The following is a 23,806-nucleotide window of genomic DNA, read 5'->3' on the forward strand; positions in this document are numbered from 1 at the left end:
TCGCCATGGCGCACGACTACTTGATCATCGGAGCGGGGCCGGCGGGGCTGCAGCTCGCCGCCTTCCTGGAGCGGGACGGCGCGGATTACGTGGTTCTGGAGCGCGGAAGCGGTCCTGGCACGTTCTTCACCCGGTTCCCCCGGCACCGCACACTCATCTCGATCAACAAGGTGCACACCGGATACGAGGATCCGGAGCTGCGGCTGCGGATGGACTGGAACTCCCTGCTGAGCGACGACCCCGCGCTGCTGTTCACCCGGTACAGCCGGCGCTACTTCCCGCCGGCCGACGACATGGTCCGTTACCTGGCGGACTTCGCGGAACGCACCGGCGTACGGGTGCGGTACGGCACCGCGGTCGAGCGGATCTCCCGCGACGCCGACGGGTTCACCGTGACGGACTCCGCCGGGACGGTCCGGCGGTCCCGGCGCGTGGTGGTGGCCACCGGGGTGCCACTGCCGAACCTGCCGTCGATCCCCGGCATCGAACTGGCCGAACGCTACGACACGTTCGACCCCGACCCGGAGTCCTTCACCGACCAGCGCGTCCTGATCGTCGGGCGGGGCAACTCCGCCTTCGAGACCGCCGACAGCCTGATGGAGACGGCGGCCGTCATCCACCTGGTCGGCTCCGGTTCGCTGCGTCTGGCCTGGCAGTCGCACTACGTGGGCCATCTGCGGGCGGTGAACAACAACTTCCTCGACAGCTACCAGCTGAAGTCGCAGAACGCCCTGCTGGACGGGCGGGTGCTCGAGATCCGGCGGGACGGCGACGGGTTCCGCGTGCCGGTGGCCTTCGAGCGGGTCGACGAGGTGGTGAAGGACCTGCGCTACGACCGGGTGATCGTGGCGACCGGTTTCCGCTTCGACGCCTCGGTGTTCGACGGCGGTTGCACGCCCGAGACGGTGGTCGGCGGCCGCTTCCCCGCCCTGACGCCCGTCGGCGAGTCGGTGAACGTACCGGGTCTGTACTTCGCCGGGACGCTCACGCAGGGCCGCGACTTCAAGAAGTCCACCACCGGCTTCGTGCACGGCTTCCGCTACACGGTGCGCGCCCTGCACCGGGAGCTGCGCAGGCGCCACCACGGCGAGCCGTGGCCGGTGGCGGAGCTGGGCGGGGACACCGGGGCGGCCGTCGACCGGATCGTCGAGCGGGTCAACCGGTCGTCGGCGCTGTGGCAGCAGTTCGCCGTCCTGGGCGACCTGCTGCTGCTCGGCCCGGACGGCACGCTGCGGTACGCCGAGGAGGTTCCGGCGGCGTACGTGCCGGACGCGGTGCGCGCCGGGCACTTCGGCGAGGTGGCCGCGCACGCGGTGATCACCCTGGAGTACGGGGCCGACCACGACCGGGTGGACCCGTTCGACGTGTCGGCGGGCCGGCCCTCGCAGCAGGAGGCGACCGGGCTCGACGGCCGCTATCTGCATCCGGTCGTCCGCTGGTACCGGGGCGGGGAGTTCACCGGCGAGCACCACCTGACGGAGAACCTGGAGAACGAGTGGGACAGCGAGGACGTGCACCGGGCGCCCCTGCGCGCGTTCCTCGCCGCGCACCGCTCCCCGGCCGGTCCGGTGGCGCCGTGACGCCGCGCGCGTTGCGGGAGCGGGCCCGCGAGGTCCTGGACCCGGCGCACTACGACTTCGTGGCGGGCGGCGCGGGCGAGGAGCGCGTGCTGGCCGGCAACGAGCGGGCGTTCGACCGGTACGCGCTGCTGCCGAGGGTGCTGCGCGGCCACGCGCGGCGGGACACCTCGGTCGGCCTGCCGGGTGCCCCCCGGGTAGGTCCGGTGCTGGTGGCGCCGACCGCGTTCCACCGGCTGATGCACCCGGAGGGCGAGCGGGCCACGGCCCGGGCGGCGGCGGCCGAGGGCGTCGTCCTGGTGACCGGTACGGCGGCGACCGTCGCGGTCGGCGAGGTGACCGCGGCGGCCCGGGAGGAGGCGGAGGACGCGGCCGTGTGGTTCCAGCTGTCCCTGCATCCGCGTCCCGAGGTCACCGAGGCGCTGGTGCGGCGGGCGGAGAAGGCCGGCTGCTCGGCGCTCGTGGTCACCGTCGACGCCCCGGTGTTCGGCCGCCGTCCCCGCGACCTGCGCAACGGTTTCACGGATCTGCCGGCCGGCTACGCCGCCGAGAACATGCGGGACCTGCCCGGTGCCCCGCCGGGCGGCCTCACCGACATCCCCATGTCCCCGGCCCTGTCCTGGCGGGACCTCGACGCGCTGCTCGCCATGACGGCGCTGCCCGTACTGGTGAAAGGCGTCCTGCATCCGGCGGACGCGGAACTCGCCGTCGCGCACGGGGTGGCCGGGGTCGTCGTCTCCAACCACGGCGGCCGCCAGTGCGACGCCGTGCCGGCCGCCGTGGACTGCCTGCCTGCGGTCGCCGGCGCGGTCGCGGGACGGGTGCCCGTGCTGCTGGACGGCGGGGTGCGCCGGGGCGAGGACGTGACCGTGGCGCTCGCGCTGGGCGCGACGGCGGTCGGGGTCGGCCGCCCGGTGCTGTGGGGGCTGGCCGCCGACGGCGAGGCGGGTGTGCGGCGGGTCCTCGCGGAACTGCGCGACGGCCACGACCACACGCTGGCGCTGTGCGGAGGCGGCCGGAACACCGATCTGACCCGGGACATGGTGGTGAGGAAGGACGGGACGTGGTGAGCGGCGGGCGGAAGCCGGACACGTGGTGGCTGCCGCGCGGTGTGGTGGCGCTGCGGGTGCGCATCTTCGAGAAGGTGAACGGCGACCGGGTGGTGACCCTGCCCAACGCCGCGTACGGACCCGAGGTGTTCGAGCGGGTGTACGCGCATCCGGCGGCGGACGGCCGCAGCGCGGGCGCCGGACTGTCCGACCTGTTCTGGTACTGGCTGTCGCCGGGGCCGGAGGTGCACCAGGAGCACCTGGAGCCCGGCCCGCGCTACGAGGACGTGGCGGCGGCCACCCGCCGTATGCTCGCGGGCGGCTCCGCGGACCTGGCGGCGGCGGCCGGCCGTGCGGTCGCGGGCGTCCTGGACACACTGCCCGGCGACCGGATCAGTTCGGTGCGGCTGCGCGACCTGGTGATGCCCGCCTGGGCGGAGTTCGCCTACGAGCTGGTGTTCCGCGAGCCGTGTCCGCCGCACGCCCGCAAGCTGATCACCGACCACGCGGCGGACGTCATCAACGCCCTGAAGTGCACGGGCCTGCGCCATCCACGGCGGCGGGCACGGCTGACGGCGTACCTGCGCGAGCGGCTGGCGGCCGGGGACGTGCCGCACCGGCTGCCGGCCTCGCTGACCCCCGAGGAGCAGGTGTTCCACCTCCAGGGCACCTTCTTCAACACGGCCGTCGTGCAGCTGTCCGAGGCGACCGCGCACGTCTTGCTGGCGCTGGCCCGGCACCCCGAGGCGCAGGCGCGGCTGGCGGACGACCCGGACGACGACCGGTACCTGACGCACGTCCTCGACGAGACGATGCGGCTGTACCCGCTGTTCGGCATCGCGCACCGCATCACCACGGACGACGTCCCGCTCGACGAGCGCACCACGCTTCCCGCGGGGTCCGTCGTCTGCTTCAGCTACCCGGACTACCACGCCACGGGCTACGACCGGCCGGACGCCTTCGACCCGGACCGCTGGGACTCGCTGTCGGCGCGCGACGCCCACCACATCCCGTTCGGCGTGGCGGCCAACCGCCCGTGTCCCGCCTGGCGGTTGTCGCCGCTGGTGCTGCGCGCCGCCGTACGGGAGGTGCTGAGCCGCTTCCGGCTGGACTCGACGGTGTCGCACACCCGGTCCATACCGCACCGTGCGCCGTGCCTGCTCGTCCCGCGCACCCTGAACCCGGGGGCGCGCCTCGCGCCACTGCGGACGTTCCTGCGGGTCCGCGACGGCGTGGAGGACGTCACCCGGGGCGTACGGCAGCTCGTGCTCGGCACGGTGATGGTCCTGCACGCCCGCCGGCAACGGCCGGCCGCACGGTACTTCGAACGTTTTCCGCCCGGCCGGTGTCCGGTCGTCCATTCCCCGGGAGACAGCTCATGACGCCCACGGAACTCGCCCCGGCGTTCTTCCTCGCCGTCGTGGTGATCCTCGCCGCCTGCAAGCTCGTCGGCGCCCTGGTGCGGCGGGTGGGGCAGCCGCCCGTGGTCGGGGAGATGCTCGCGGGTGTGGTGCTGGGCCCCTCGGTGCTCGGCGCCCTGCTGCCGGATGTCGAGGCGGGCCTGTTCCCGCAGGAGCTGCGGCCGGTGCTGTACGTGGTGGGGCAGATCGGTCTCGTGGCGTTCATGTTCCACGTCGGCTGGGAGTTCCGGGTGGACCGGCTGCGCGGGGTGGCGCGGTCGGCGGGGCTGGTCTCGACGGCGGGCGTGCTGGCTCCGGTGGCGCTCGGGGCGGCGCTGATCGCCGTCGCGGGTGAGCGGACCGGCACCCTGGCGCCGGGGGTGCCGCTGGTGGTGTCGGCGCTGTTCGTGGGGGTGGCGCTGGCGGTGACGGCGTTCCCCATGCTGGCGCGCATCATCTCCGAACGGGGCCTGACCGGAACCCGGTTCGGATCGCTGGCGCTCGGGGCGGGGGCGGTGGACGACGCGGTCGCGTGGGTGCTGCTCGCGGGTGTCTTCAGCATCTCCGGGGGCAGCGCGGATCTGGTGTCGCTGGCCGTCGTCGGTGCCCTCGGGCTCGTGGTGGTGCTGGGGGTGGTGGCGCGGCTGCGCGGCCGTACGGTGCGGCTCGCGGAGCGGGCGGCACCCGAGAGTCTGCTGCCGGTGCTGGTCGGGGCGCTGTTCCTGGTGGCCTGGTACACCGACGAGATCGGGCTGTACGCGGTGTTCGGCGCGTTCAGCCTCGGCCTGGTGTTCCCCCGGTCGGAGCGGCTGGACCACACGGTGGAGAAGCTGACTCCGGTGGGCGCGGTGTTCCTGCCGTTGTTCTTCACCTACTCGGGGCTGAACACGGACTTCGCGCTGCTGGGTTCGGGGCCGGTGCTGCTGCTGACGCTGGGGTGCGTGCTGGTGGCGGTGGCGGGGAAGTTCGGCGCGTGCTGGCTCGCGGCACGGGTGGCCGGGGAGCCGTCGTCGGTGGCGCTGCGGGTGGGGGCGCTGATGAACGCGCGCGGCCTGATGCAGCTGATCGCGCTCAACCTGGGGCTGGCGGCGGGCATCGTGACGCAGGCGCTGTTCAGCGCGCTGGTGGTGGTCGCGGTGGTGACCACCGTGATGGCGACTCCGCTGCTGACGTGGATCGACCGGCGCGAGCGGGCGCGGGGGGCGGGACCGTCCGGTCCGGCTGCGGTGCCGTCCACGGACCCGGTGAAACCGGTGAGCCACTGAAACGGCGCGGGGGCCGCCGGCACGCGGTGCGTGTGCCGGCGGCCCCCGGTTGCTCTGACGGGCGCGGTCGCTAGCCCCCGGCCGCCAGGGCCCGTTTGTCGGGTTTCCCGGCCGGGGTGAGCGGAACGTCCTCGATCAGGGTGAGCCGGGTCGGGGCCGTGTCCTCGCCCAGGTCGGCCGCCACGAGGGCGCGCAGCTCGTCGAGCCGGGGCGTCCGGCCGGGCGCGGGCACCACGAAGGCGTGGACCGTCTCCCCGGTGTTCTCGTCGGGAGCGGCGACGACGTACGCCTCCGCGACCGCCGGATGTCCGGCGAGCACCCGCTCGACGGGGCCGGCGTAGAAGACGTTGGCGTTGACGATGATCACGTCGCGGGCGCGTCCGGTGAGCCGCAGCCGGCCCTGGGTGTCGAGGTGGCCGATGTCGCGGGTGCGGACCCAGCCGTCGGCGGTGAACACCTCGGCGCTCAGGGCGGGTTCACGCCAGTAGCCGCAGCCCTGGGAGGGGGTGCGGACGAAGAGTTCCCCGTCGGTGCCGGGCGGCAGGGGCGTGCCGTCCGCGTCGCGCACCTCCACCTCGACCGGCGGGACGCCCAGTGTGCCCGGCTCGTCGTCCGGGGTGGCCATGGAGATCATGCCGGTCTCCGTCTGGCCGTACCCGTGGAAGACGACCGGCCCGAGCACGTCGGCGGCCTCCCGCAGCCGTGCGGCGTCGATGGGCGAACCGGAGACCATCAGCGCGCGCAGGGCGCCGAGGTCGACGGGCCGCTCCCGCACGTTCGCGACGAGCCGCGTCAGCCGGGCCACGGTGATGACGCTGCCGGTGGCCCGATGGCGCACCAGGCTGTCCGGGAGGACCGGGGTGGCGTCGGCGACGAGGGTGCCGCCGGCGGCGAGAGCGAGCAGCCCGTACTCCATCATCACCTGGCTGGCCAGGGTGCCGAAGACGAGGAACCGCTCCAGGCGCGGGGCGAGTTCACGGACGGCGGGCGGCCAGCGGTCGGGGTGGACGGCCCAGGCGGCGGTCATCGCGGCGTAGGTCTGGGCGCACGCCTTGGGCATGCCGGTGCTGCCGCTGGTGTGGACGAGCCGGGCGACGTCCCGCGGGCGGCCGGAGATGCGCGGGCGGGTACCGTCGTCGTCCGCCGTGAGCAGGGCGTCGAGGGTGAGGACGACGGCTTCGGCCGTCACCGTCTCCCGGTCGGTCACGTGGAAGGCGGTGCCGGCGAGCAGGTGGGCGCGCTGGCCGGCGGTGAGTCCCGGGCGTACGCCCACGACGCGGGCGCCGACGGCGTGGGCGGCGAGGACGGCCGCGAACGCCTCGGGGCTCACCCCCAGCAGCAGCGCGAGACCGTCACCGGGCCGCACGCCCCGGGCGCGCAGTCCGTTGGTCACCCGCCGTACCAGAGAGAGGAGTTGATGTCCGGTGACCACCCGGTCGCCGTGCTCGAAGACGGGGCGGTCGCCCGCCGCCTCCAGGAGGTCGAGCACGGCGCCGGGGAACTGCTCAGCCAAGGCAGGACTTCACGAACGCGGCGAGCGGCCGGCGGTGGACGGCGGGGACGTCCCAGTCGTTCTCCAGGTTCTCGGCCAGATGGTGGGTGCCGGCGAGTTCGCCGTCGCGGTAGTGGCGCACCACGGGGTGGAGATATGTGGAGTCGTGGGCGTGCTCCGGGTCGTTCTCGCTGACGCGCGGTACGGACACGTCGAACGGGTCGACGTGGTCGTGGCCGGGGCCGTACTCCAGGTCGACGACGAACCGGTGCGCGGACGGCCCGAGTCCGCCGTCGGTGACGAAGTCGAGCGGGACCTCCTCCTGGTACACGGCGCGGCCGTCGTGCACGGTGACCACGTCGCCGAGGAAGCCGAACTGCTGCCACAGGCCGGAGGAACGGTTGACGCGCTCCACCAGCGCGTCGGCCACGGCTTCCGGCTCGGCGGGCAGTTCCCGGGCCGGCCACGGGGTGTCGTGGTGGCGGGCGCCGAGGAGGCGGTGGAGGGCGCGGACGCCGTAGCGGAAGCCGTGGATGAACCCGTTGGTGGACCGCTTGAAGTCGCGCTGCTGGGTGAGCGTGCCGGCGAAGTACAGGCCGGGGACGTTCACCGACTCGAAGGCGGAGGTCTGGGCGGGGAACCGGTCGTCCATCACCATCTCGGGCGCGCACGTGGCGTCGAACGGCGAGGTGTCGAAGCGGAAACCGGTGCACACCACGACGCGGTCGTAGTGCAGCTCGCGGAGCCGTTCGGTGGTGCGGGCGTAGCGGAACTCCACCCGGTGGCCGCCGTCGGGCCGCCGCTCGATCCGCTCGACGGTGCCGTCCAGGACCGCGTTCTGCGACTTGAGCTGGTAGCTGTCGAGGAAGTTGTTGTTCACCGCGCGCAGATGGCCCACGAAGTGCGTCTGCCACGCCATCCGCAGCGAGTGCGGCCCGGCGACGTGGATGACGGCGGCCTTCTCCATGAGCGCGTCGGCCGTCTCGAAGGCGGAGTTGCCCTTGCCGAGGACCAGCACCCGCTGGTTGGTGAAGGAGGCGGGGTCGGTGTCGAAGTCGTCGTAGCGTTCGGCGGTCTCGATGCCGGGGATGTCCGGGACGTGCGGCCGGGACACGCCGGTCGCGACGACGAGGCGCCGTGCCCGCCAGTTCCGGCCGGTGTCGTCCCGCACCAGGAAGCCGTCGCCGTCCCGGGAGACGTGGGTGACGTGGACGCCGTACTCGGCGCGGACACCGGTGCGCCGGGCGAAGTCGCCCAGGTAGCGCACCAGGTCGTCGGCTGCCGGGAAGTAGCGTTCGCTGTAGCGGGTGAACAGCAGCTCGGGGTCGTCGGTGAGCAGCGAGTTCCAGTCCATGCGGAGGGCGAGTTCCGGGTCGGTGTACCCGGTGTTGACCTTGTTGATCGAGATGAGTTGACGATGCCGGGGGAAGCGGGTGAAGAACGTACCGGGCCCGCTCCCCCGCTCCAGGACGACGTAGTCGCGTCCCTCGCGTTCCAGCAGAGCGGCGAGCTGGAGTCCGGCCGGTCCGGCCCCGATGACGATGTAGTCGCGCATCATGGGCGGGACGCTAACGGCCCGGAATCAGAGAACTCTGAGATTACGACCCGCCCGCCCCGGGCACCCCGCGTCCGGCTGCTACGTTCCGGAGCCATGACCGACAGCGTGTACGTGGGCAACGCGGGCCAGGACGCCGCGCTGGACCGAGGGTGGCTGCTGGGGCACTTCAAGGACGCCTCCGACCCTCGGCACAGCGAGGACGTGGAGATCAAATGGGGTGTCCACCCGCGGGGCGAGGCACGGGCCCGATGGGTGACCGGCGAAGCGCGTACGGCTTTGCTGGTCCTGATCAGCGGGCGCTTCCGGGTGGAACTGCCGGGGCGCAGCGTTCTGCTGGCCGAGCAGGGGGACTACGTGGTGTGGGGCAAGGGCGTCGATCACTCCTGGCTCGCCGAGGAGGAGTCCGTCGTCCTGACGGTCCGCTGGCCCTCGGTGCCCGGCTACAAGGTGCCGGAGGACGCGGCCGCCGGCTGACGCGGCCCGGATGGTGGGGCGGGTGGCCCGGCGTGACGGCCGTGGCCGCTGCCGCTCGGGGCGGGTCACCTGCCCGTGGGCCGGCCGGTCAGCGGGAACCGGTCGCCGCGAACGGCACCCGCGACTGCGGAAGTTAGGCTGCCGGTGCCTGGGACGGGTGGGTCCACAGGCCCTCTGCCTTAAGCCTCGGGAGGACGCCCTCGCCGAACCGGTACGCCTCCTCCAGGTGTGGGTAGCCGGAGAGGACGAACTCGTCGATGCCGAGGGCGTGGTACTCCTTGACGCGTTCGGCGCCCTCGTCGTGACTGCCGACCAGCGCCGTGCCCGCGCCGCCGCGCACCAGGCCGGTGCCCGCCCACAGGTTGGGGTGGATCTCCAGGCCGTCCCGGTTGCCGCGGCCGTGCAGGGCGAGCATCCGCCGCTGCCCCTCCGACTCGCTGCGGGCGAGCCCGGCCTGGACCGAGCGGATCGTCTCCTCGTCGAAGCCGGCCAGGAGACGATCCGCCTCCGCCCAGGCCTGCTCGGAGGTGTCGCGGGTGATGACGTGCAGCCGGATGCCGAAACGCGGGGTGCGGCCCTCGGAAGAGGCCGTCGCGGGCGGCCGTGGGCGCTTGTCAGGGCCCCTGGTGCGGGGGCCGGCGTCCCGGGTGCCGTACGGCCGCGTTCATCCGGTGGCCGCCAGCAGCGTCGTCCGGCCGCCGAGTGCGCGGGAGAACTGGTCGGTGACCTGCGCCAGCGCTTCCGCGGCGGCGGGGGCGACGGTCAGGGCGCCGTCGTCGCCGACGGTGATCTCCTTGTCGAGGGTGAACCAGCCGGGCGTGATGTGCGCGGGGCCCATGGAGTTGAGGACGGGCCGCAGGGCGTAGTCGATGGCGAGGACGTGCGCGGTGGTGCCGCCGGTGGCCAGCGGCAGAACGGTCTTCCCGGTCAGCGCGTACTGCGGGAGCAGGTCCAGCAGCGCCTTCAGCAGCCCGGAGTAGGCGGCCTTGTAGACGGGGGTGCCGATGACGACACCGTCGGCGCGCTGGAAGAGGGCGGTGGCCTCGACGATCGCCGGATGGCGGAAGTCGGCGTGCAGCAGGGCCTCGGGCGGGAGGGCGCGTACGTCGAGCGGTATGACCTCGTGACCCTGGGCGACGAGCCGCTGATCGAGGTGGCGCAGCAGCCGGCCGGTGCGGGAGGTGGCGGAGGGGCTTGCGGAGACGGACAGGACGGTGGCCATGGAGTGACCCTTCGGGAGTCGGTGTGGGGGCGGGCGAGTTCGAGTGCGGGCGGCGACGGGGGCGCGGTCCCTGGGTGCAGGTCCGCGCACGACGGAGCGGCACGGGCGGCACGGGCGGCAGGGGCCGGCCGGGCCGCACGGGCAGGACACGCAGTGTGCGCGACGGTCAGGAGAACGCGGTGAGTGGACGCCGGGCGGCGGCCCGGGGACGGCACGCGTCAGCGGGGAATCCGGGAACCATGAGCGATCCGGGAGCCGTGAGGCAGCCGTGCGTCAGGAGAAGGCGCGGGCGCGAGGGTGTCCCTCGGCCGCGCTCAGACCCGGGTGCGACAGCAGGAGCTGGAGACACGCGCAAGGTCGACGTGGCGTCGCCGCGTGAGCTCCTGTCGCTTCATGCCGCCGATCAAAGCAGCGGTCGGTGACACGGGTCAAGGACGCCCCGGCGACGTTCCACATGCTGAGAGCCGTTCTTCATGGGCCTGTTCGAGGGACGCCGTTCACGCTGGTCCACGCCCGGGGCGTCGTCCCGGCGGGTGGGACGACGCCCGTCGATCTGGCGCACCGCCACCCCCGTGTGGTTACCTGAGCGCATGACCGTGCTCGTGACCCGCCGCCACGTCGATTACGTGCGTGTCACCACCACGGGCTGTCCCGCCGCGAGCTGACGCCGCGCGCCCGGCCGTGGACCGGCCTTTCCCTGCTCCTCGCCGTACCGCACCGCGCTGACCACCGCCCCCCTGTGTCCGGGCCGTGGCGCGTGGCGCCGCGGCGTCCCTCAGGTATGACTTCCTTCCCTCCTTCCCTCTGCCAGGGAGCACCCTCATGAGCCAGCCCCTCGACTCCGTCACCGCATGTCACACCCCCGAGGAAGGTTCCACGACGGCTGACGCGCCGGCCTGGTCCTTCGAGACCAAGCAGGTCCACGCGGGCGCGGAGCCCGATCCGACGACCCGTGCCCGCGCGACGCCGATCTACCAGACGACGTCGTTCGTGTTCCGCGACACGCAGCACGCCGCCGACCTGTTCGCCCTGGCCGAGCCCGGCAACATCTACACCCGCATCCACAACCCCACCCAGGACGTCTTCGAGCAGCGGATCGCCGCGCTGGAGGGCGGTGTCGCGGCCGTGGCGCTGTCCTCGGGGCAGGCGGCCGAGACGTTGGCGATCCTCACGGTGGCGAGCGCCGGCGACCACATCGTCTCCAGCACCTCGCTGTACGGCGGCACGTACAACCTGTTCCGCCACACGCTGCCGAAGTTCGGCATCGAGGTGTCCTTCGTGGAGGACCCGGACGACCCGGAGGCCTGGCGGGCGGCGATCCGCCCCCGCACCAAGGCGCTGTTCGCCGAGTCGCTGGGCAACCCGCGCGGCAACGTCCTCGACGTGCGGGCGGTCGCGGACGTCGCCCACGCGGCGGGCGTGCCGCTGATCGTGGACAACACCGTGCCGACGCCCTATCTGCTGCGGCCCCTCGAGCACGGCGCGGATGTGGTGGTGCACTCGGCGACCAAGTTCCTGGGCGGGCACGGCACGGCCATCGCGGGTGTGGTCGTCGACGGGGGCACGTTCGACTTCGGGGCGCACGCCGACCGGTTCCCCGACTTCAGCGAGCCCGACCCGAGCTACCACGGCCTGCGGTACTGGCCGGCGCTCGGTCCGGGCGCGTTCGCCGTGAAGTTGCGGGTGCAGCTGCTGCGCGACCTGGGTCCCGCGCTCTCCCCGCACTCGGCGTTCCTGCTGCTGCAGGGCGTGGAGACGCTCAGCCTGCGTATCGAGCGGCACTCCTCGAACGCGCGGGCGCTCGCCGAGTGGCTGGAGCAGCGCGACGAGGTGGCCGCCGTGCACTACGCGGGCCTGCCGTCCAGCCCCTGGTACGAGGCGGGGCGGACGTACCTGCCGCGCGGTGCGGGCGCGATCGTCTCCTTCGAGCTGCGGGACGGTGTCGAGGCGGGCAAGCGGTTCGTGGACGCCGTCCGGCTGTTCAGTCACCTCGCCAACATCGGTGACGTACGCAGTCTCATCATCCACCCGGCGTCCACCACCCACAGCCAGTTGGACGAGCGGCAGCTCGCGGCCACCGGCACCTCGCCCGGCCTGGTGCGGCTGTCCGTCGGCATCGAGGCCCTCGACGACCTCAAGGCCGACCTGGAGGCGGGGTTCCGCGCGGCGAAGGGCGCGTCCTGAACACCGTCCTGACGTCGTCCCCGGTCCCCCTCCCGCCGGCCTCCGGGGCCTGGCGGGAGGGGGACCCGCCCGGACGGCGGCAGTGGTACACGCACCCGGAGACGCTTCCGCTGGAGGCGGGCGGTGAACTGCCGAGCGTGCGGCTCGCGTTCGAGACATGGGGGCGGCTCGCCCCGGACCGGTCCAACGCGGTGCTGGTGCTGCACGCCCTCACCGGCGACAGTCATGTCGCCGGTCCCGCCGAGCCGGGGCATCCCACGCCCGGCTGGTGGGAGGGGCTCGTCGGGCCGGGGCGGGCGCTCGACACGGACCGCTTCTTCGTGGTGGCGCCGAACGTGCTGGGCGGCTGTCAGGGCAGCACGGGGCCGTCCTCCCGTGGCCCGTCCGGGGGGCGCTGGGGCGGCGACTTCCCGTTCCTGACGCAGCGGGACCAGGTCACGGCCGAGGCCGCCCTGGCCGACGCGCTCGGCATCGACCGGTGGGCGCTCATCGTGGGCGGTTCGATGGGCGGGATGCGGGCCGTGGAGTGGGCCGTGTCGTACCCGGAACGGACCGGCGCGCTCCTGCTGCTGGCCACGACGGCCGCCGCGAGCGCGGAGCAGATCGCGTGGGCCGGGACGCAGACGCACGCCATCCGCTCCGACCCGCACTGGCACGGCGGCCACTACCACGACACCGGGCACGGCCCGCACGCCGGACTGGGCCTGGCCCGCCGCATCGCCCACATCACCTACCGCAGCGAGCCGGAACTGCGCGGCCGTTTCGGACGTGCGGCGCAGGACGCGGAGGACCCCTGGCGCGGTGGCCGCTACCAGATCGCGTCCTACCTGGACCATCACGCGGACAAGCTGGTGCGCCGCTTCGACGCGGGCAGTTACGTCGTGCTGTCCGAGGCGATGAACAGTCACGACGTCGGGCGCGGACGCGGCGGGGTGCGGGCCGCCCTCGGCCGGGTGACCGCCCCGACGCTGGTGGCCGGTGTCGACTCGGACCGGCTCTACCCGCTGTCCCAGCAGGCGGAACTGGCCGCCGGCATCCCCACGGCGGACGCCCCGCGGGTCGTCGGGTCGCCGTACGGCCACGACGGCTTCCTGATCGAGGTGGAGCAGGTCGCCGCGCTGGTGGGTGAGCTCCTGCCCGCACCTCCCCCGGCGCCGGAACACCGTCTCCCTCACCCCTGACACAGAAGGATCACCACACATGTCACCCCAGTCCGCGACCACGGCCGTGGCCGTCCATCCACTGCTCGCCGGGCGCTGGAGCCCCCGTTCGTTCGACGCCACGCACACGCTGGGCGACGAGGAACTGGTCTCGCTGCTCGAAGCGCCCGCTGGGCGCCCTCCGCCTTCAACGCGCAGCCGTGGCGGTTCCTGGTCGGCCGGCGCGGCGACACGACGTACCGGCGCGTCCTGGACAGCCTGATTCCCTTCAACCAGGAGTGGGCGCGCGCCAGTTCGCTGCTGGTGGCCGCGCTGGCGGAGGAGCGCGCCGACAACGGCGTGCCGCAGGACGGTCCCGTGTACGACACCGGGCTCGCGGTGGCCCAACTGGTGCTGCAGACACACGCGTTGGGGCTGCACGCACACCAGATGTCGGGCTTCGACGCCGAGGTGCTGCACGGTTCGCTGGGCGTACCGGGCGGCTACCGCGCGCTGTCCGTCGTCGCGGTCGGCGCGCTGGCCCCGGCGGATCTGCTGCCGCCGAAACTGCGCGAGCGGGAGACGGCCGCCCGTCAGCGGCGCCCTGCCGCGGAGACGTTCTTCGGCCCCGCCTGGGGCACCCCACTGCCCGTCGGCCCGTGAACACGGACCACCGGCACCTTCGCGGATCGCCCTGGGCGCGCCCGCCGACAGCCGGCCCGGTGACGTCCTCGGCGGGCCATGAGCCGCTCACCGTGTGACGGGTCACCAGCGGCCGGTTCCGGTGCGGGCGGTCGCCCCCCGATCACCCCGGATGCTGCATGACGGCGCCTGATCGGGGCAAACGGTCCGTCTGGAACTGGGGAGGACGCCATGACGATGACGGAGCAGCCGGCCGAGCCGACCGAGAAGGGGCACACCTGCTGCGCGCGCCACGACGACCATGCCACGCGGTCCGGCACCGAGGTGCCGGAGTCCGCGCGGGAGCGGGTGAACCGCCGTTGGAACGAGATTCTCCAGGAGACACGTGTCACTCAGACAGGTGTCCAGATTCTCTTCGGGTTCCTGCTCAGCGTGGCGTTCACCCCGCTGTTCCGTGAGCTGGAGACGCTGGACCGGGTCATCTACGTGATGACGGTGGTGTTCGGAGCGGCCGCCACGGGGTCGCTCATCGCGCCCGTCTCCATCCACCGTTTCCTGTCCGGTCAGCGCATGAAGGACGAGGTGGTGGAGGCGGCCGGGCGGCTGATGGTGTGCGGGATGGTGCTGCTCGCGCTGACCATCGGCTGCACGCTGCTGCTGATACTGCGGTTCGTGGTGCCGGGCGTGCTCGCCGAGGTGCTGGTCGGCGGGGTCATGCTGTGGTTCGGGCTGTGCTGGTACGTGCTGCCGCTGCGCCTGCGCCGCCGCGCCGCCCGGCGCGCCCGCGGCGAGCAGGCGTAGCGCCGGGCGGGCCTGTCGTCCTCCGGTGCGGCCGGCCGTTCACCGGCGCGACCGGCCGTTCACCGGCGCAGGACGGTCTCCCGCTCCATGCGCGACAGCTTCTCCGGGTTGCGCACCGCGTACAGCCCGGTGACCAGGCCGTCGTCGACGCGGACCGCGACCACGGTGTCGAGCTCGCCGTCGAGGTGGACCACGAGCCCCGGGCGGCCGTTGATCTCCGCCGGCCGCAGGGTCATCGCGGCGGGGGTCTTGCGCAGACCGCCCTGGAGCAGCCGGGCGACCTTGTCCGCGCCCACGACGGGCCGCAGCACCGCCTGCTTGATCCCGCCGCCGTCGCCGAGCAGGACGACGTCCGGCGCCAGCACGTCGAGCAGACCTTGCAGGTCGCCCGTCTCGACCGCCCGGCGGAACGCGTCGAGCGCGTCGCGCGATCGGTCGGGCGACCCGTCCCCGCGCGGGCGGCGGGCCGCGACGTGCGCGCGGGCCCGGTGCGCGATCTGCCGCACCGCGGCCGGGGACTTGTCCACGGCCCGCGCGATCTCGTCGTACCCGACGTCGAACACCTCGCGCAGCACGAACACCGCCCGCTCGGTCGGTGCGAGGGTCTCCATCACCAGCATCATCGCCATCGAGACACTGTCGGCCAGTTCGACGTCCTCGGCGACGTCGGGCGAGGTGAGCAGCGGCTCGGGCAGCCAGGAGCCGACGTAGGACTCCTTGCGGCGGCCGAGCGTGCGCAGCCGGGTCAGCGCCTGCCGGGTGGTGATCCGGACCAGGTACGCGCGCCGGTCCCGTACCTCGGCCAGGTCGACGCCGGACCAGCGCAGCCAGGTCTCCTGGAGCACGTCCTCGGCGTCGGCGGCCGAGCCGAGCATCTCGTAGGCGACGGTGAACAGCAGGTTCCGGTGGGCCAGGAAATCCTCGGTGGCGGACCCGACTCCCCCGTCGCCCCGGCCGGCCGTGTGCGGGCGGCGCCCGTCGCTCCCGTCGTCCACGCCTGGCACGGCCGCTCCTTCGTCCCGTTCCCCGAACACAGTCATGCGCACGAGACGCCGGCCGGGCCGGTTCCGTGACACCCACGACCTGTGGTCCACCTCACATCAGCCGCTCGTCACACGGTACGGACCGCCGGCATCTGGTGGGTGTCCGCCGAACGACGACGAGTGAGGACGACACCATGGACGCCCGCTTCAACCTGTTCGAGAACGAGGTCTCCGCCCGCTTCGCCAAGCGGTTCGCCGGCGCGGGACTGATCATCCACAACTCCCCGCTGCCCAGGCCGGTCCAGGAACTGGTGTCGCTGCGCGCCAGCCAGATCAACGGCTGCGGTCACTGCATCGACATGCACGTCAAGGAGGCGACGGCGGCCGGCGAGAGCGCCCTCCGGCTCCACCTGGTCGCCGCCTGGCGCGAGTCGACCGTGTTCACCGAGGCCGAGCAGGCGGCGCTCGCGCTGGCCGAGGAGGGCACCCGCCTCGCCGACGCCCACCAGGGCGTGTCGGACGAGACGTGGGCCCTGGTGCGCAAGCACTACGACGACGACCAGACCGCCGCGCTGGTCGCCCTGGTCGCCCTGATCAACGCGGCCAACCGGCTCGCGGTCATCGTCCACCAGAAGGGCGGCTCGTACGAGCCGGGGGCGTTCACGGCGGCGTTCGCCGAGGGGTGACGCCCGGAGGCGGGCGGGCCGCCCGGAGTCGCGGTGACTCCGGGCGGCCCCCGGCGCACTCCGGCGTCATGCCTCGCGGTATGACTGGGCACGGACATCGGTGACCAGGCCCGGGCCGTCCGCGGGACCCGGCCGAGGCGCGCCACCCGGACGAAAGGGCCACACCGCCATGACCGCCGAACGCGAGATCACCTCCCCCGTCGACCTGTGCCTTCCCGACGGGCGGCTCGATCCGGCGGCGGTCGGCTGGACCCGGCGGCCGCTGCACCGTGCGAACCTGCGCGGGTGGGGGCGGGCCAAGCGCTGGGAGTACTGGGGCATCGTGACCCCCACCCACATCGTGGGCCTGGTCGCCTCGTCCCTCGACTACGCCGGTACGCACGGCGTGTACGTGCTGGACCGGGCCACCGGCCGCGAGCTGGCCGAGGACGCGGTGACGCCGCTGGCGCGGGGCGTGCGCATGCCGGACCGCAGCGGCACGGGGACCGCGTCCGCGCGGGGCGGCGGGGTGGCGCTGGAGTTCGCCCAGCACCAGGACGGCACCAGCATCAGCGCGACCGCTCCCGGTTTCCGGCTGGAGGCCGAGGCGCCGCTCGTGCCGGGACACGAATCGCTGGGCGTGGTCGTGCCGTGGGGCCGGCACCGCTTCCAGTACACGGTGAAGGACCTCGGCCGTCCCGTGCACGGGCGTCTGACGCTCGGCTCGCGGGAGGTCACCTTCGACGCGTCCGACTCCTTCGCCGTCCTGGACCACGGGCGCGGCAAGTGGCGCTACTCCGTCTCCTGGAACTGGGCGGCCGGCTGCGCCCCGGGGCGGGCGGTCCAGCTAGGCGGCCGGTGGACCGACGGGACCGGCTCGACGGAGAACGCGCTGTTCGTCGACGGCCGGACGCACAAGGTGGGGCACGACCTGACCTGGGAGTACGACCGGACCGACTGGCTGCGGCCGTGGCGGATCACCGGCCCCCGGGTGGAGGCCGAGTTCCACCCGTCGCACGTGCGGACCGCCAGGACGAACCTGCTCGTCGTGTCCAGCGACACCCACCAGTGTTTCGGTGACTTCACCGGGCGCGCCCAGGCCGACGACGGCACCTGGGTGGACCTCGACGGCCTCACCGGCTGGGCGGAGGAGGCCCGCAACCGGTGGTGAGAACGGAACCGCCCGTGACGCGCGCGTCACGGGCGGGGCGGGACGGTGCGGCTCAGCCGCTCTTGCGGCGGAACGACCGCTGGCTCGTCGCCGGTCCGTGCGTCGCGCGCACCTTGGAGGCGTTGGGGTTGCCGGCGGCCTCGGCGGCTTCCGCCTGCGCGCCGCGCTTACGCGCCAACGCCTCACGGAACTTGCGCTTCAGGTCGTAGGTGCCGTCCTCGTCCGGGGTGAGAGGGGGCGTTCCGGCGTCCGCCGGCTCCGAACCTTCCGTGGCGGGCTGCTCTGCGGTCATGGTGACCTCCTGGGTTCGGTGCGGGGACGGGCGAGCTCAGCTTGTCACGTCCGGCCGCGTGCGGGGAGCGAATATCCGGGCGGCGCCGCTCAGCCGGAGCGGCGCACCTGGGCGGCCCGGCGCGCCTCGGCGAGCTTGCGGGCCTCACCGGCCTTGCGGGACGACCTGCCGCCGGTGGCGCGGGGAGCGCCCTTGCTGGTTCCGAGGCCGCGGAAGGGGGCGTTGGTGTTCTTCGGCCGGGGCGCGGCGGGTCCGCCGTCGAGGGGGACGCCGGTGGGGGCCTTGGCGCCGGTGATCCGGGTCAGTTCCGCCTCGCCGGAGCGCACCGTGGTGACGGTGGCGCGGATGCCGGCGCCGGTCAGCATGCGGGTGGTCTCGCGGCGCCCGCCCGACGCGACGAGCGTGACCACGCGGCCGGACTCACCGGCGCGGGCGGTGCGGCCCGCGCGGTGCACGTAGTCCTTGGGGTCGGCGGGCGGATCCACGTTGACGACGAGGTCGAGGTCGTCGATGTGCAGGCCGCGGGCCGCGACGTCGGTCGCCACCAGGGCGGTGATCCGGCCCTCCTTGAACTGCGCGAGCGTCCGGGTGCGCTGCGGCTGGGACTTGCCGCTGTGCAGGGCCCCGGCCTGCACCCCGTGTGCCCGCAGGTGCCGGGTGAGCTGGTCGACGGCGTGCTTGGTCTCCAGGAACAGCAGGACGCGGCCGTCGCGGGCGGCGATCTCCGTGGTGACGGCGTAGCGGTCGGGGCCGTGGACGACCAGGACGTGGTGCTCCATGGTGGCGACGGAGCCCTCGGCCGGGTCGACGGAGTGGACGACGGGGTCGTGGAGGTGGTCGCGGACCAGCTGGTCGACGTCGCCGTCCAGGGTGGCGGAGAAGAGCATGCGCTGTCCGTCGGGGCGCACCTGGGCGAGCACCTCGGTCACCTGCGGCAGGAAGCCCAGGTCGCACATCTGGTCGGCCTCGTCCAGGACGGTGATCCGTACCCGCCCGAGCCGGCAGGCGTTGCGCTCGACGAGGTCGTGCAGGCGTCCGGGCGTGGCGACGACCACCTCGGCGCCCTGGCGCAGCTCGGCGATCTGCCGGCCGATCGACATGCCGCCGACGACCGTGGCCACCCGCAGCCGCAGTGCCTCGGCGTACGGCGCGAGCGCCTGGGTGACCTGCTGGGCCAGCTCCCGGGTGGGCACCAGGATGAGGGCGAGGGGCTGCTTGGGTTCGGCGCGCCGGCCCGCCGTGCGGGTCAGCAGGGGGAGGCCGAAGGCGAGCGTCTTGCCGGAGCCGGTGCGCCCGCGCCCCAGGACGTCGCGTCCGCGCAGGGCGTCGGGCAGCGTGGCGGCCTGGATGGGGAAGGGGTCGCGCATTCCCTGCTCGTCCAGGGTGCGCAGCACCGCCACCGGGAGCCCCAGGGCGGCGAAGGAGCCGGGCGGGGCGTCCGCCGGCGTCGTGGTCCCGGACAGGCCGGTGCCTTCGTGGGCGGTGCCTTCGCGGGCGGTGCCTTCGTGGGCGGTGCCTTCGTGGGCGGTGCCTGAGTCGTCGGGGTGCTTCATGAGGAGCCTTCCGCAGGGGACGTGCCGAGGAAGGCCCGGCAGGAGGGGACGGTCCGCGCGGGGGCGGAACCGGCCTGGGAGAAGCGCCCACCGCGACGACCACGCAAACGCGTCACGGTAACACAAGGCATGACACGGATCCGCTTCGTAGATCACCGGGTCCCGCACAGAACCCCCTCCCGGCGCGGCTCACCGGATCGGCCCGTGGCTCCGCACAGCGGCAGGCATGCGAGCGCCGCCGGTACGCCGTCCGAGCGATGCCGTGCGCGGCGGCCCGGGCAGGGGAGGCCTCCGCGTCGAGAACCGGGGAGCCGGCGGGCCGCGGGCCCAACTGCCCCGACCGAGCCGTCACTTGCTCCGACGGCCCCGGCTCGGCGTACGGGCGGCGCGGCGGGCCGCGTAGGCAGCGGGCAGGTAGCGGAGCCGCTCGGGCAGGCGCGGCACCACCGTACGCACGACGCGGCCGAACAGCCGCAGCCGGCGCTCGTCGCGCGCCGTCCACACGATGTCCAGCCGCTCCCGGGCGACGGGCGGCAACAGCCCCTTGGTGGCGAAGACTTGCACCCGCAGCAGCGGCGGACACAGCACCGGCCAGAGCCGGCGCAGCACCGCACCCGCACCGTCCGGCGGGGGCACGGACCGCCGTGCGTCGAGCAACTCCTCGACGACGACCGTCCGTTCCAGCTCGTCACGGACCATCGCGTCGAAGTAGACCCAGAACTCCTCCGGGGAGCCCGGCATGTCCCGCTCCCGGATGCCGAGGATGCGGCCGAGCCGGCGCGCCTCCTCGTGCAGACGCCGTTCCCCCCGCTCGTCGAACGGCCGGAACAGGTACTGCGCGGCCCGCAGGAAGACGGGGAATCCGGTGGCGTGCACCCAGGCGTAGGGGGCGGGGTTCAGCGCGTGGTAGGGACGGTCGCGGGTGTCGGTGCCACGGAAGTCCTTGTGCAACCGGCGCAGCCTGCGCCCTTCTTCGACGGCCCGGTCACCGCCGTACACCCACAGTTGCAGTGAGTCGAGCGAGCGCCGGGCGCGCCCCCAGGGGTCGGTGCGGAACACGGAGTGTTCGTCGACCCCCGCGCCCACGGCCGGGTGCGCGACCTGGAGCACCAGGGCGGCGGGCAGGTACAGCAGGACGCGGATGTCGCCGACCATGTCCCAGAGGAGGGTGTCCGGGGTGAACGGCACGGGTTCGGCCCGGGACGCGCGGTCACGGCGCGCCGGCGCTTGCTCCGGGCCGCGCCCTGGCTCCGGTTCCGGTTCCAGTCCCGGCCCCGGCCTCGGTTCCGGTGTCGCCTCGGGGGCGGAGTCCGCACGGCCGCTGTCCATACCTCCAGCCTCCCACGCCCCTGCGGGCGCAGGTCGGCCGGGCTCAGGGCAGCTCCGGACGCACCAGCGCCCTGGCGAACCGCTCCCCCGTGCGCCGGGCGTACGCCATCCGCTCCCGCACCTCCCTGAGCGTGCGGGGGCGGTACCCCGGCCCGCAGCAGCAGCCCATGGGGAAGCGGACGCCCGCGTGCAGCAGCAGCGACAGCACCCTCCACCCCTCGGTGTCCCTGCGGGGCGGCGCGGCGAAGGCGGCCCCGACGTGGATCAGCGTCCCGGCACAGCGCGGACAGACCCGACGGTCGGCCTGCCCGTCCACCGGGCGCGACGGGTGCCGCTGCTTGTACGAGGCCCGGCACGGCAGACAGACGAAGGAGGTCCTGGCGGGAGACATGGACGTCAGGGTAGCGGCGGGCACACGGCCGCCTCCACGCCTTTCGGCGCGCCGCCCGGCAGGGCGTCGCCGCGTTTCACCGCCGGGCCGCCGGGACACCCGGCGCTGGCCGGGCGCGGCCGGGAAGGCCGCCGGCCGGCAGTCACCGGCGACGGAGGGATCAGGCGTATGACCTCGCACGACGCACCCGGCACGGCCCTCGTGACGGGGGCTTCCTCCGGCATCGGGTGGGAGTACGCCACCCGGCTGGCCGCGCGCGGCCGGCACCTGGTGCTGGTCGCCCGGCGGGCCGAGCGGCTGGAGACCCTGGCGGAGGAGGCGTACAAGGCGGGCGCGGCCGGCGTCGAGACGCTGGTGGCCGACCTCGCCCGCCCGGAGGACCTGGCCCGCGTCGTGGAACGGGTGTCCGGTGACGACGTGGACCTGCTGGTGAACAACGCCGGCATCAACGGCTACGGCCCCTTCGCCGAGGTCGACGCCGACCTCCTCGGCAGGGTCCTGAACGTGAACGTGGTGGCCCTGACGGCGCTGACGAGGGCCGCGGTGCCGGGCATGCTGGCACGCGGCCGGGGCGCCGTGATCAACGTGGCGTCGCTCCTGGCGTTCGCCGGCGACCTGCCGCCGGATCCCCTCCCCCGGCGGGCCGTGTACGCGGGGTCCAAGGGCTACGCGGTGGCCTTCACCCGGACTCTGGCGGCCGAGCTGGCCGGCGCTCCGGTGCGGGTGCAGGTCGTCTGCCCCGGGCTGACCGCGACCGAGTTCCACCTCGGCGCCGGGGACACCCCGGTGAGCGGTGAACGCCGGGTCCACGACGAGGGTGGCATGCCGGCGGCGGACGTGGTGACGGCGTCCCTCGTGGGTCTGGAGGCCGGTGAGGTGGTGTGCGTACCCGGGCTCACGGAGGCGGACGCCGTGACCCGCCTGGCGGCGGCTGAGCTGGACCTGCGCGGCGGCTCGGGCGCCCGCATGGCACCGCGCTACGGACGGACCGACGATCAGGCGCAGTGACCGTGCGGAACGGACGGTGACCGCCCGCTCCTGCCTTTCCGGAGCGGACGGTCACCGCGGGTGAACCACGTCAGGCACCCAGTTTGCCGACCGTGTCGGTCAGGGTCCCCGCCATGTCGTGCAGGTCCTGGTCGCTCGGGTCCGGACCCAGTCGTTCGACGAGGTCGCGCTTGGTGATCACGAGCAGCGCTCCCCGGGACTCCTCTCCCGACGGCTCGTCGACCACGCGTGCCCTGCCTTCCAGCAGGACGAGCGCGGCATCGTCGTTCGCGGCGTCACAGAGGTCCCTGACATGGCTCTCGTCGATCATTCGTCACCCTCCGGTGAATGGGTCGGTGGGGCAGGCTTCCGCGCGGTCGTCGTCACTCTTCGCTCACGGCTACGCGCTGTCGGCCAGCTCGGCGTGCCCCTGTGCGCGGGCGCAGTGGGCGCAGCAGAAGAACTGACCGCCTGCCTGAAGGCCGTGGCCGAGCACCTTGCAGCCGCAGTTGTCGCAGATGGGCGCCAGTTTGTGGGCGGCGCACTCGATGCTGTCGAACGTGTGGACCGAACCACCGACCGTGTGCACCTCGAAGGAGAGGGCGTAGTCGTTCCCGCACACTTCACAGACCGCCATGATCCGCTCCCTTCCGCAGTACGAGCCGAGTACCGCGCCGGGGCCGACGTCATGCGCGTGAGATGCGGGGCCGTGCGGGACCGATGATTCTGAAGTCAAGTACAGGAGTTACAGGGGAAGTTCACAGTCCCTACACTCACGATCATGACAACTGAAACGCCTTTCGCGGGGTCCGTGGCCGACGACGCCGCCGAGCCGTCCCTCTTTTCGACCATGTCCACGATGCGGGCGATGCGCCGCCTGCGCCCCGACCCGGTACCGGACGAGCTGCTCGACCAGCTGATACAGGCGGCCGTGTGGGGTCCGAGCGGCGGCAACATGCAGCGCTACGAGTACGTCGTCGTCACCGACCGGGCGGTCATGGCCGAGCTCGCGCCGCTGTGGAAGCGGTGCGTGGACGCGTACCTGGCCACGACCGGCAAGTACGCCCCCGAGGGCATGGACGAGGCGGCGTACGGGCGCATGGTCGCCGCGATCGAGTACCAGCGCGACCACTTCGCCGACACCCCGGCGTTGATCATCCCGTGCTACCGGTTCCCGCCGCCGCGGATCGAGGAGGAGGGCCTGCGGATCTACGCCGAGGCGCTGGGCGCGGAGGCGACGGAGCGGATGGGACGCATCCAGGAGCGGTTCTCCGCCCTCGCGGAGGGCTCGTGCGTCTACCCGGGCGTGCAGAACCTGCTGCTCGCCGCGCGCGGGCTGGGCCTGGCGGCCAACATCACCATCTGGCACCTGTTCCTGGAGAACGAGTGGAAGGCGGCCCTCGGCATCCCCGAGGACATGAACACCTTCGCCGCGATCCCGGTGGGCTGGCCGCGGGGCAACTTCGGCCCGGTCCGCCGCCGGTCGGTCGAGGAGGTCGTCCACCGCGACCGCTGGTAGCGGGGTAGGCACGGTACGGCGGGCGTACGGATCTGTACGCCCGCCGTACGTCTTCCTCCCGTCGCCGGAGGGGTGGCTCGGTCGTTGTGCTCCACGACGGATCACTGTGCGGT

25 protein-coding genes and 1 pseudogene are annotated in these 23,806 nt (G+C 73.6%); 14 read left to right on the plus strand and 12 right to left on the minus strand.

Annotated elements, in window-relative coordinates; all coding sequences use genetic code 11:
- Nucleotides 1-5: 5 nt before the first annotated feature.
- Genes ACIF8S_RS09300 through ACIF8S_RS09315 form a run of 4 tightly spaced genes read left to right on the plus strand, consistent with a single transcriptional unit; the run spans nt 6 to nt 5,291 of the window.
- Entirely contained in the window at nt 6-1,580 is a 1,575-nt protein-coding gene (locus ACIF8S_RS09300) for an FAD-dependent oxidoreductase (protein ID WP_399998304.1), read from the plus strand.
- A complete protein-coding gene (locus ACIF8S_RS09305; RefSeq protein ID WP_399998305.1) occupies nt 1,577-2,647 on the plus strand; it encodes an alpha-hydroxy acid oxidase in 1,071 nt (356 codons plus the stop codon). Before ACIF8S_RS09300 ends, ACIF8S_RS09305 begins: the two co-directional genes overlap by 4 nt.
- Entirely contained in the window at nt 2,641-4,008 is a 1,368-nt protein-coding gene (locus tag ACIF8S_RS09310; RefSeq protein WP_399998307.1) for a cytochrome P450, read from the plus strand. The genes ACIF8S_RS09305 and ACIF8S_RS09310 overlap by 7 nt, the downstream gene beginning before the upstream one ends.
- Nucleotides 4,005-5,291 (plus strand): cation:proton antiporter, encoded by a 1,287-nt coding sequence (locus ACIF8S_RS09315; protein WP_399998309.1) that lies wholly within the window; start codon nt 4,005-4,007, stop codon nt 5,289-5,291. The genes ACIF8S_RS09310 and ACIF8S_RS09315 overlap by 4 nt, the downstream gene beginning before the upstream one ends.
- Nucleotides 5,292-5,361: 70 nt before the next feature.
- Here ACIF8S_RS09315 and ACIF8S_RS09320 read toward each other — a convergent pair whose 3' ends face one another.
- A complete protein-coding gene (locus ACIF8S_RS09320) occupies nt 5,362-6,804 on the minus strand; it encodes a class I adenylate-forming enzyme family protein (protein WP_399998311.1) in 1,443 nt (480 codons plus the stop codon).
- On the minus strand, nt 6,797-8,341 hold the full coding sequence (locus ACIF8S_RS09325) for an NAD(P)-binding domain-containing protein (RefSeq protein WP_399998312.1): 1,545 nt from the start codon (nt 8,339-8,341) through the stop codon (nt 6,797-6,799). The genes ACIF8S_RS09320 and ACIF8S_RS09325 overlap by 8 nt, the downstream gene beginning before the upstream one ends.
- Nucleotides 8,342-8,434: 93 nt before the next feature.
- Here ACIF8S_RS09325 and ACIF8S_RS09330 point away from each other — a divergent pair, with 93 nt between their 5' ends.
- Nucleotides 8,435-8,815: a signal peptidase I gene (locus tag ACIF8S_RS09330; RefSeq protein ID WP_399998313.1), complete on the plus strand. Its 381-nt coding sequence runs from the start codon at nt 8,435-8,437 to the stop codon at nt 8,813-8,815.
- 133 nt (nt 8,816-8,948) lie between these two features.
- On the opposite strand, the pseudogene ACIF8S_RS09335 reads toward ACIF8S_RS09330, so the two are convergent.
- The 3 genes and pseudogenes from ACIF8S_RS09335 to ACIF8S_RS09345 all read right to left on the minus strand — a co-directional run.
- Nucleotides 8,949-9,404 (minus strand): annotated as a pseudogene (locus tag ACIF8S_RS09335) (LLM class flavin-dependent oxidoreductase); the annotation flags it as partial.
- Between the two features lie 75 nt (nt 9,405-9,479).
- Nucleotides 9,480-10,037: an NADPH-dependent FMN reductase gene (gene ssuE / locus ACIF8S_RS09340; protein WP_399998315.1), complete on the minus strand. Its 558-nt coding sequence runs from the start codon at nt 10,035-10,037 to the stop codon at nt 9,480-9,482.
- Nucleotides 10,038-10,351: 314 nt separating this feature from the next.
- Nucleotides 10,352-10,432: a putative leader peptide gene (locus tag ACIF8S_RS09345; protein WP_356787323.1), complete on the minus strand. Its 81-nt coding sequence runs from the start codon at nt 10,430-10,432 to the stop codon at nt 10,352-10,354.
- A 427-nt stretch (nt 10,433-10,859) separates the two neighbouring features.
- Between ACIF8S_RS09345 and ACIF8S_RS09350 the strand changes: the two genes are divergently transcribed.
- The 5 genes from ACIF8S_RS09350 to ACIF8S_RS09370 all read left to right on the plus strand — a co-directional run bounded on the left by ACIF8S_RS09350 (nt 10,860) and on the right by ACIF8S_RS09370 (nt 14,803).
- Entirely contained in the window at nt 10,860-12,221 is a 1,362-nt protein-coding gene (locus tag ACIF8S_RS09350) for a bifunctional o-acetylhomoserine/o-acetylserine sulfhydrylase (RefSeq protein WP_399998316.1), read from the plus strand.
- Entirely contained in the window at nt 12,218-13,402 is a 1,185-nt protein-coding gene (locus ACIF8S_RS09355) for a homoserine O-acetyltransferase (RefSeq protein ID WP_399998493.1), read from the plus strand. The genes ACIF8S_RS09350 and ACIF8S_RS09355 overlap by 4 nt, the downstream gene beginning before the upstream one ends.
- A gap of 19 nt (nt 13,403-13,421) precedes the next feature.
- Nucleotides 13,422-13,643 (plus strand): hypothetical protein, encoded by a 222-nt coding sequence (locus ACIF8S_RS09360; RefSeq protein WP_399998317.1) that lies wholly within the window; start codon nt 13,422-13,424, stop codon nt 13,641-13,643.
- On the plus strand, nt 13,592-14,023 hold the full coding sequence (locus ACIF8S_RS09365; protein WP_399998494.1) for a nitroreductase family protein: 432 nt from the start codon (nt 13,592-13,594) through the stop codon (nt 14,021-14,023). Before ACIF8S_RS09360 ends, ACIF8S_RS09365 begins: the two co-directional genes overlap by 52 nt.
- A 210-nt stretch (nt 14,024-14,233) precedes the next feature.
- Nucleotides 14,234-14,803 carry a DUF6328 family protein gene (locus ACIF8S_RS09370; protein ID WP_399998319.1) on the plus strand — a complete coding sequence of 190 codons (570 nt, stop codon included), beginning with the start codon at nt 14,234-14,236 and terminating at the stop codon, nt 14,801-14,803.
- A gap of 59 nt (nt 14,804-14,862) precedes the next feature.
- Here ACIF8S_RS09370 and ACIF8S_RS09375 read toward each other — a convergent pair whose 3' ends face one another.
- The gene (locus ACIF8S_RS09375) at nt 14,863-15,807 is read right to left on the minus strand and encodes an RNA polymerase sigma-70 factor (RefSeq protein ID WP_399998321.1); all 945 of its coding nucleotides are present in this window, start codon (nt 15,805-15,807) and stop codon (nt 14,863-14,865) included.
- Nucleotides 15,808-15,980: 173 nt separating this feature from the next.
- Between ACIF8S_RS09375 and ACIF8S_RS09380 the strand changes: the two genes are divergently transcribed.
- A complete protein-coding gene (locus tag ACIF8S_RS09380; protein WP_349794341.1) occupies nt 15,981-16,472 on the plus strand; it encodes a carboxymuconolactone decarboxylase family protein in 492 nt (163 codons plus the stop codon).
- Between the two features lie 169 nt (nt 16,473-16,641).
- Nucleotides 16,642-17,622 (plus strand): DUF2804 domain-containing protein, encoded by a 981-nt coding sequence (locus ACIF8S_RS09385; protein ID WP_399998322.1) that lies wholly within the window; start codon nt 16,642-16,644, stop codon nt 17,620-17,622.
- A gap of 52 nt (nt 17,623-17,674) precedes the next feature.
- Here the strand turns inward: ACIF8S_RS09385 and ACIF8S_RS09390 are convergent, their stop codons facing one another.
- From ACIF8S_RS09390 to ACIF8S_RS09405, 4 genes are all read right to left on the minus strand, one after another.
- Nucleotides 17,675-17,914 carry a DUF5302 domain-containing protein gene (locus ACIF8S_RS09390; RefSeq protein ID WP_399998323.1) on the minus strand — a complete coding sequence of 80 codons (240 nt, stop codon included), beginning with the start codon at nt 17,912-17,914 and terminating at the stop codon, nt 17,675-17,677.
- Between the two features lie 89 nt (nt 17,915-18,003).
- Nucleotides 18,004-19,467, minus strand: coding sequence for a DEAD/DEAH box helicase (locus tag ACIF8S_RS09395; RefSeq protein ID WP_399998324.1), 1,464 nt, complete (start codon nt 19,465-19,467; stop codon nt 18,004-18,006).
- A gap of 348 nt (nt 19,468-19,815) precedes the next feature.
- The gene (locus tag ACIF8S_RS09400; protein ID WP_399998325.1) at nt 19,816-20,796 is read right to left on the minus strand and encodes an oxygenase MpaB family protein; all 981 of its coding nucleotides are present in this window, start codon (nt 20,794-20,796) and stop codon (nt 19,816-19,818) included.
- Between the two features lie 43 nt (nt 20,797-20,839).
- The gene (locus ACIF8S_RS09405) at nt 20,840-21,187 is read right to left on the minus strand and encodes a deoxyxylulose-5-phosphate synthase (protein WP_399998326.1); all 348 of its coding nucleotides are present in this window, start codon (nt 21,185-21,187) and stop codon (nt 20,840-20,842) included.
- A gap of 168 nt (nt 21,188-21,355) precedes the next feature.
- Here ACIF8S_RS09405 and ACIF8S_RS09410 point away from each other — a divergent pair, with 168 nt between their 5' ends.
- Entirely contained in the window at nt 21,356-22,195 is an 840-nt protein-coding gene (locus ACIF8S_RS09410; protein ID WP_399998327.1) for an SDR family NAD(P)-dependent oxidoreductase, read from the plus strand.
- A gap of 70 nt (nt 22,196-22,265) precedes the next feature.
- On the opposite strand, the gene ACIF8S_RS09415 is transcribed toward ACIF8S_RS09410, so the two are convergent.
- Complete coding sequence (locus ACIF8S_RS09415) at nt 22,266-22,505, minus strand: hypothetical protein (RefSeq protein WP_399998329.1); 240 nt, start codon at nt 22,503-22,505, stop codon at nt 22,266-22,268.
- A gap of 69 nt (nt 22,506-22,574) precedes the next feature.
- Nucleotides 22,575-22,811, minus strand: a complete 237-nt coding sequence (locus ACIF8S_RS09420; protein WP_349794325.1) for a hypothetical protein — start codon at nt 22,809-22,811, stop codon at nt 22,575-22,577.
- A 144-nt stretch (nt 22,812-22,955) separates the two neighbouring features.
- On the opposite strand from ACIF8S_RS09420, the gene ACIF8S_RS09425 reads away from it, so the two are divergent.
- Nucleotides 22,956-23,693: a nitroreductase family protein gene (locus tag ACIF8S_RS09425; protein WP_399998330.1), complete on the plus strand. Its 738-nt coding sequence runs from the start codon at nt 22,956-22,958 to the stop codon at nt 23,691-23,693.
- Nucleotides 23,694-23,806 lie beyond the last annotated feature (113 nt).

The organism is Streptomyces sp. NPDC085937, from assembly GCF_044540535.1.
Lineage (GTDB): Bacteria > Actinomycetota > Actinomycetes > Streptomycetales > Streptomycetaceae > Streptomyces.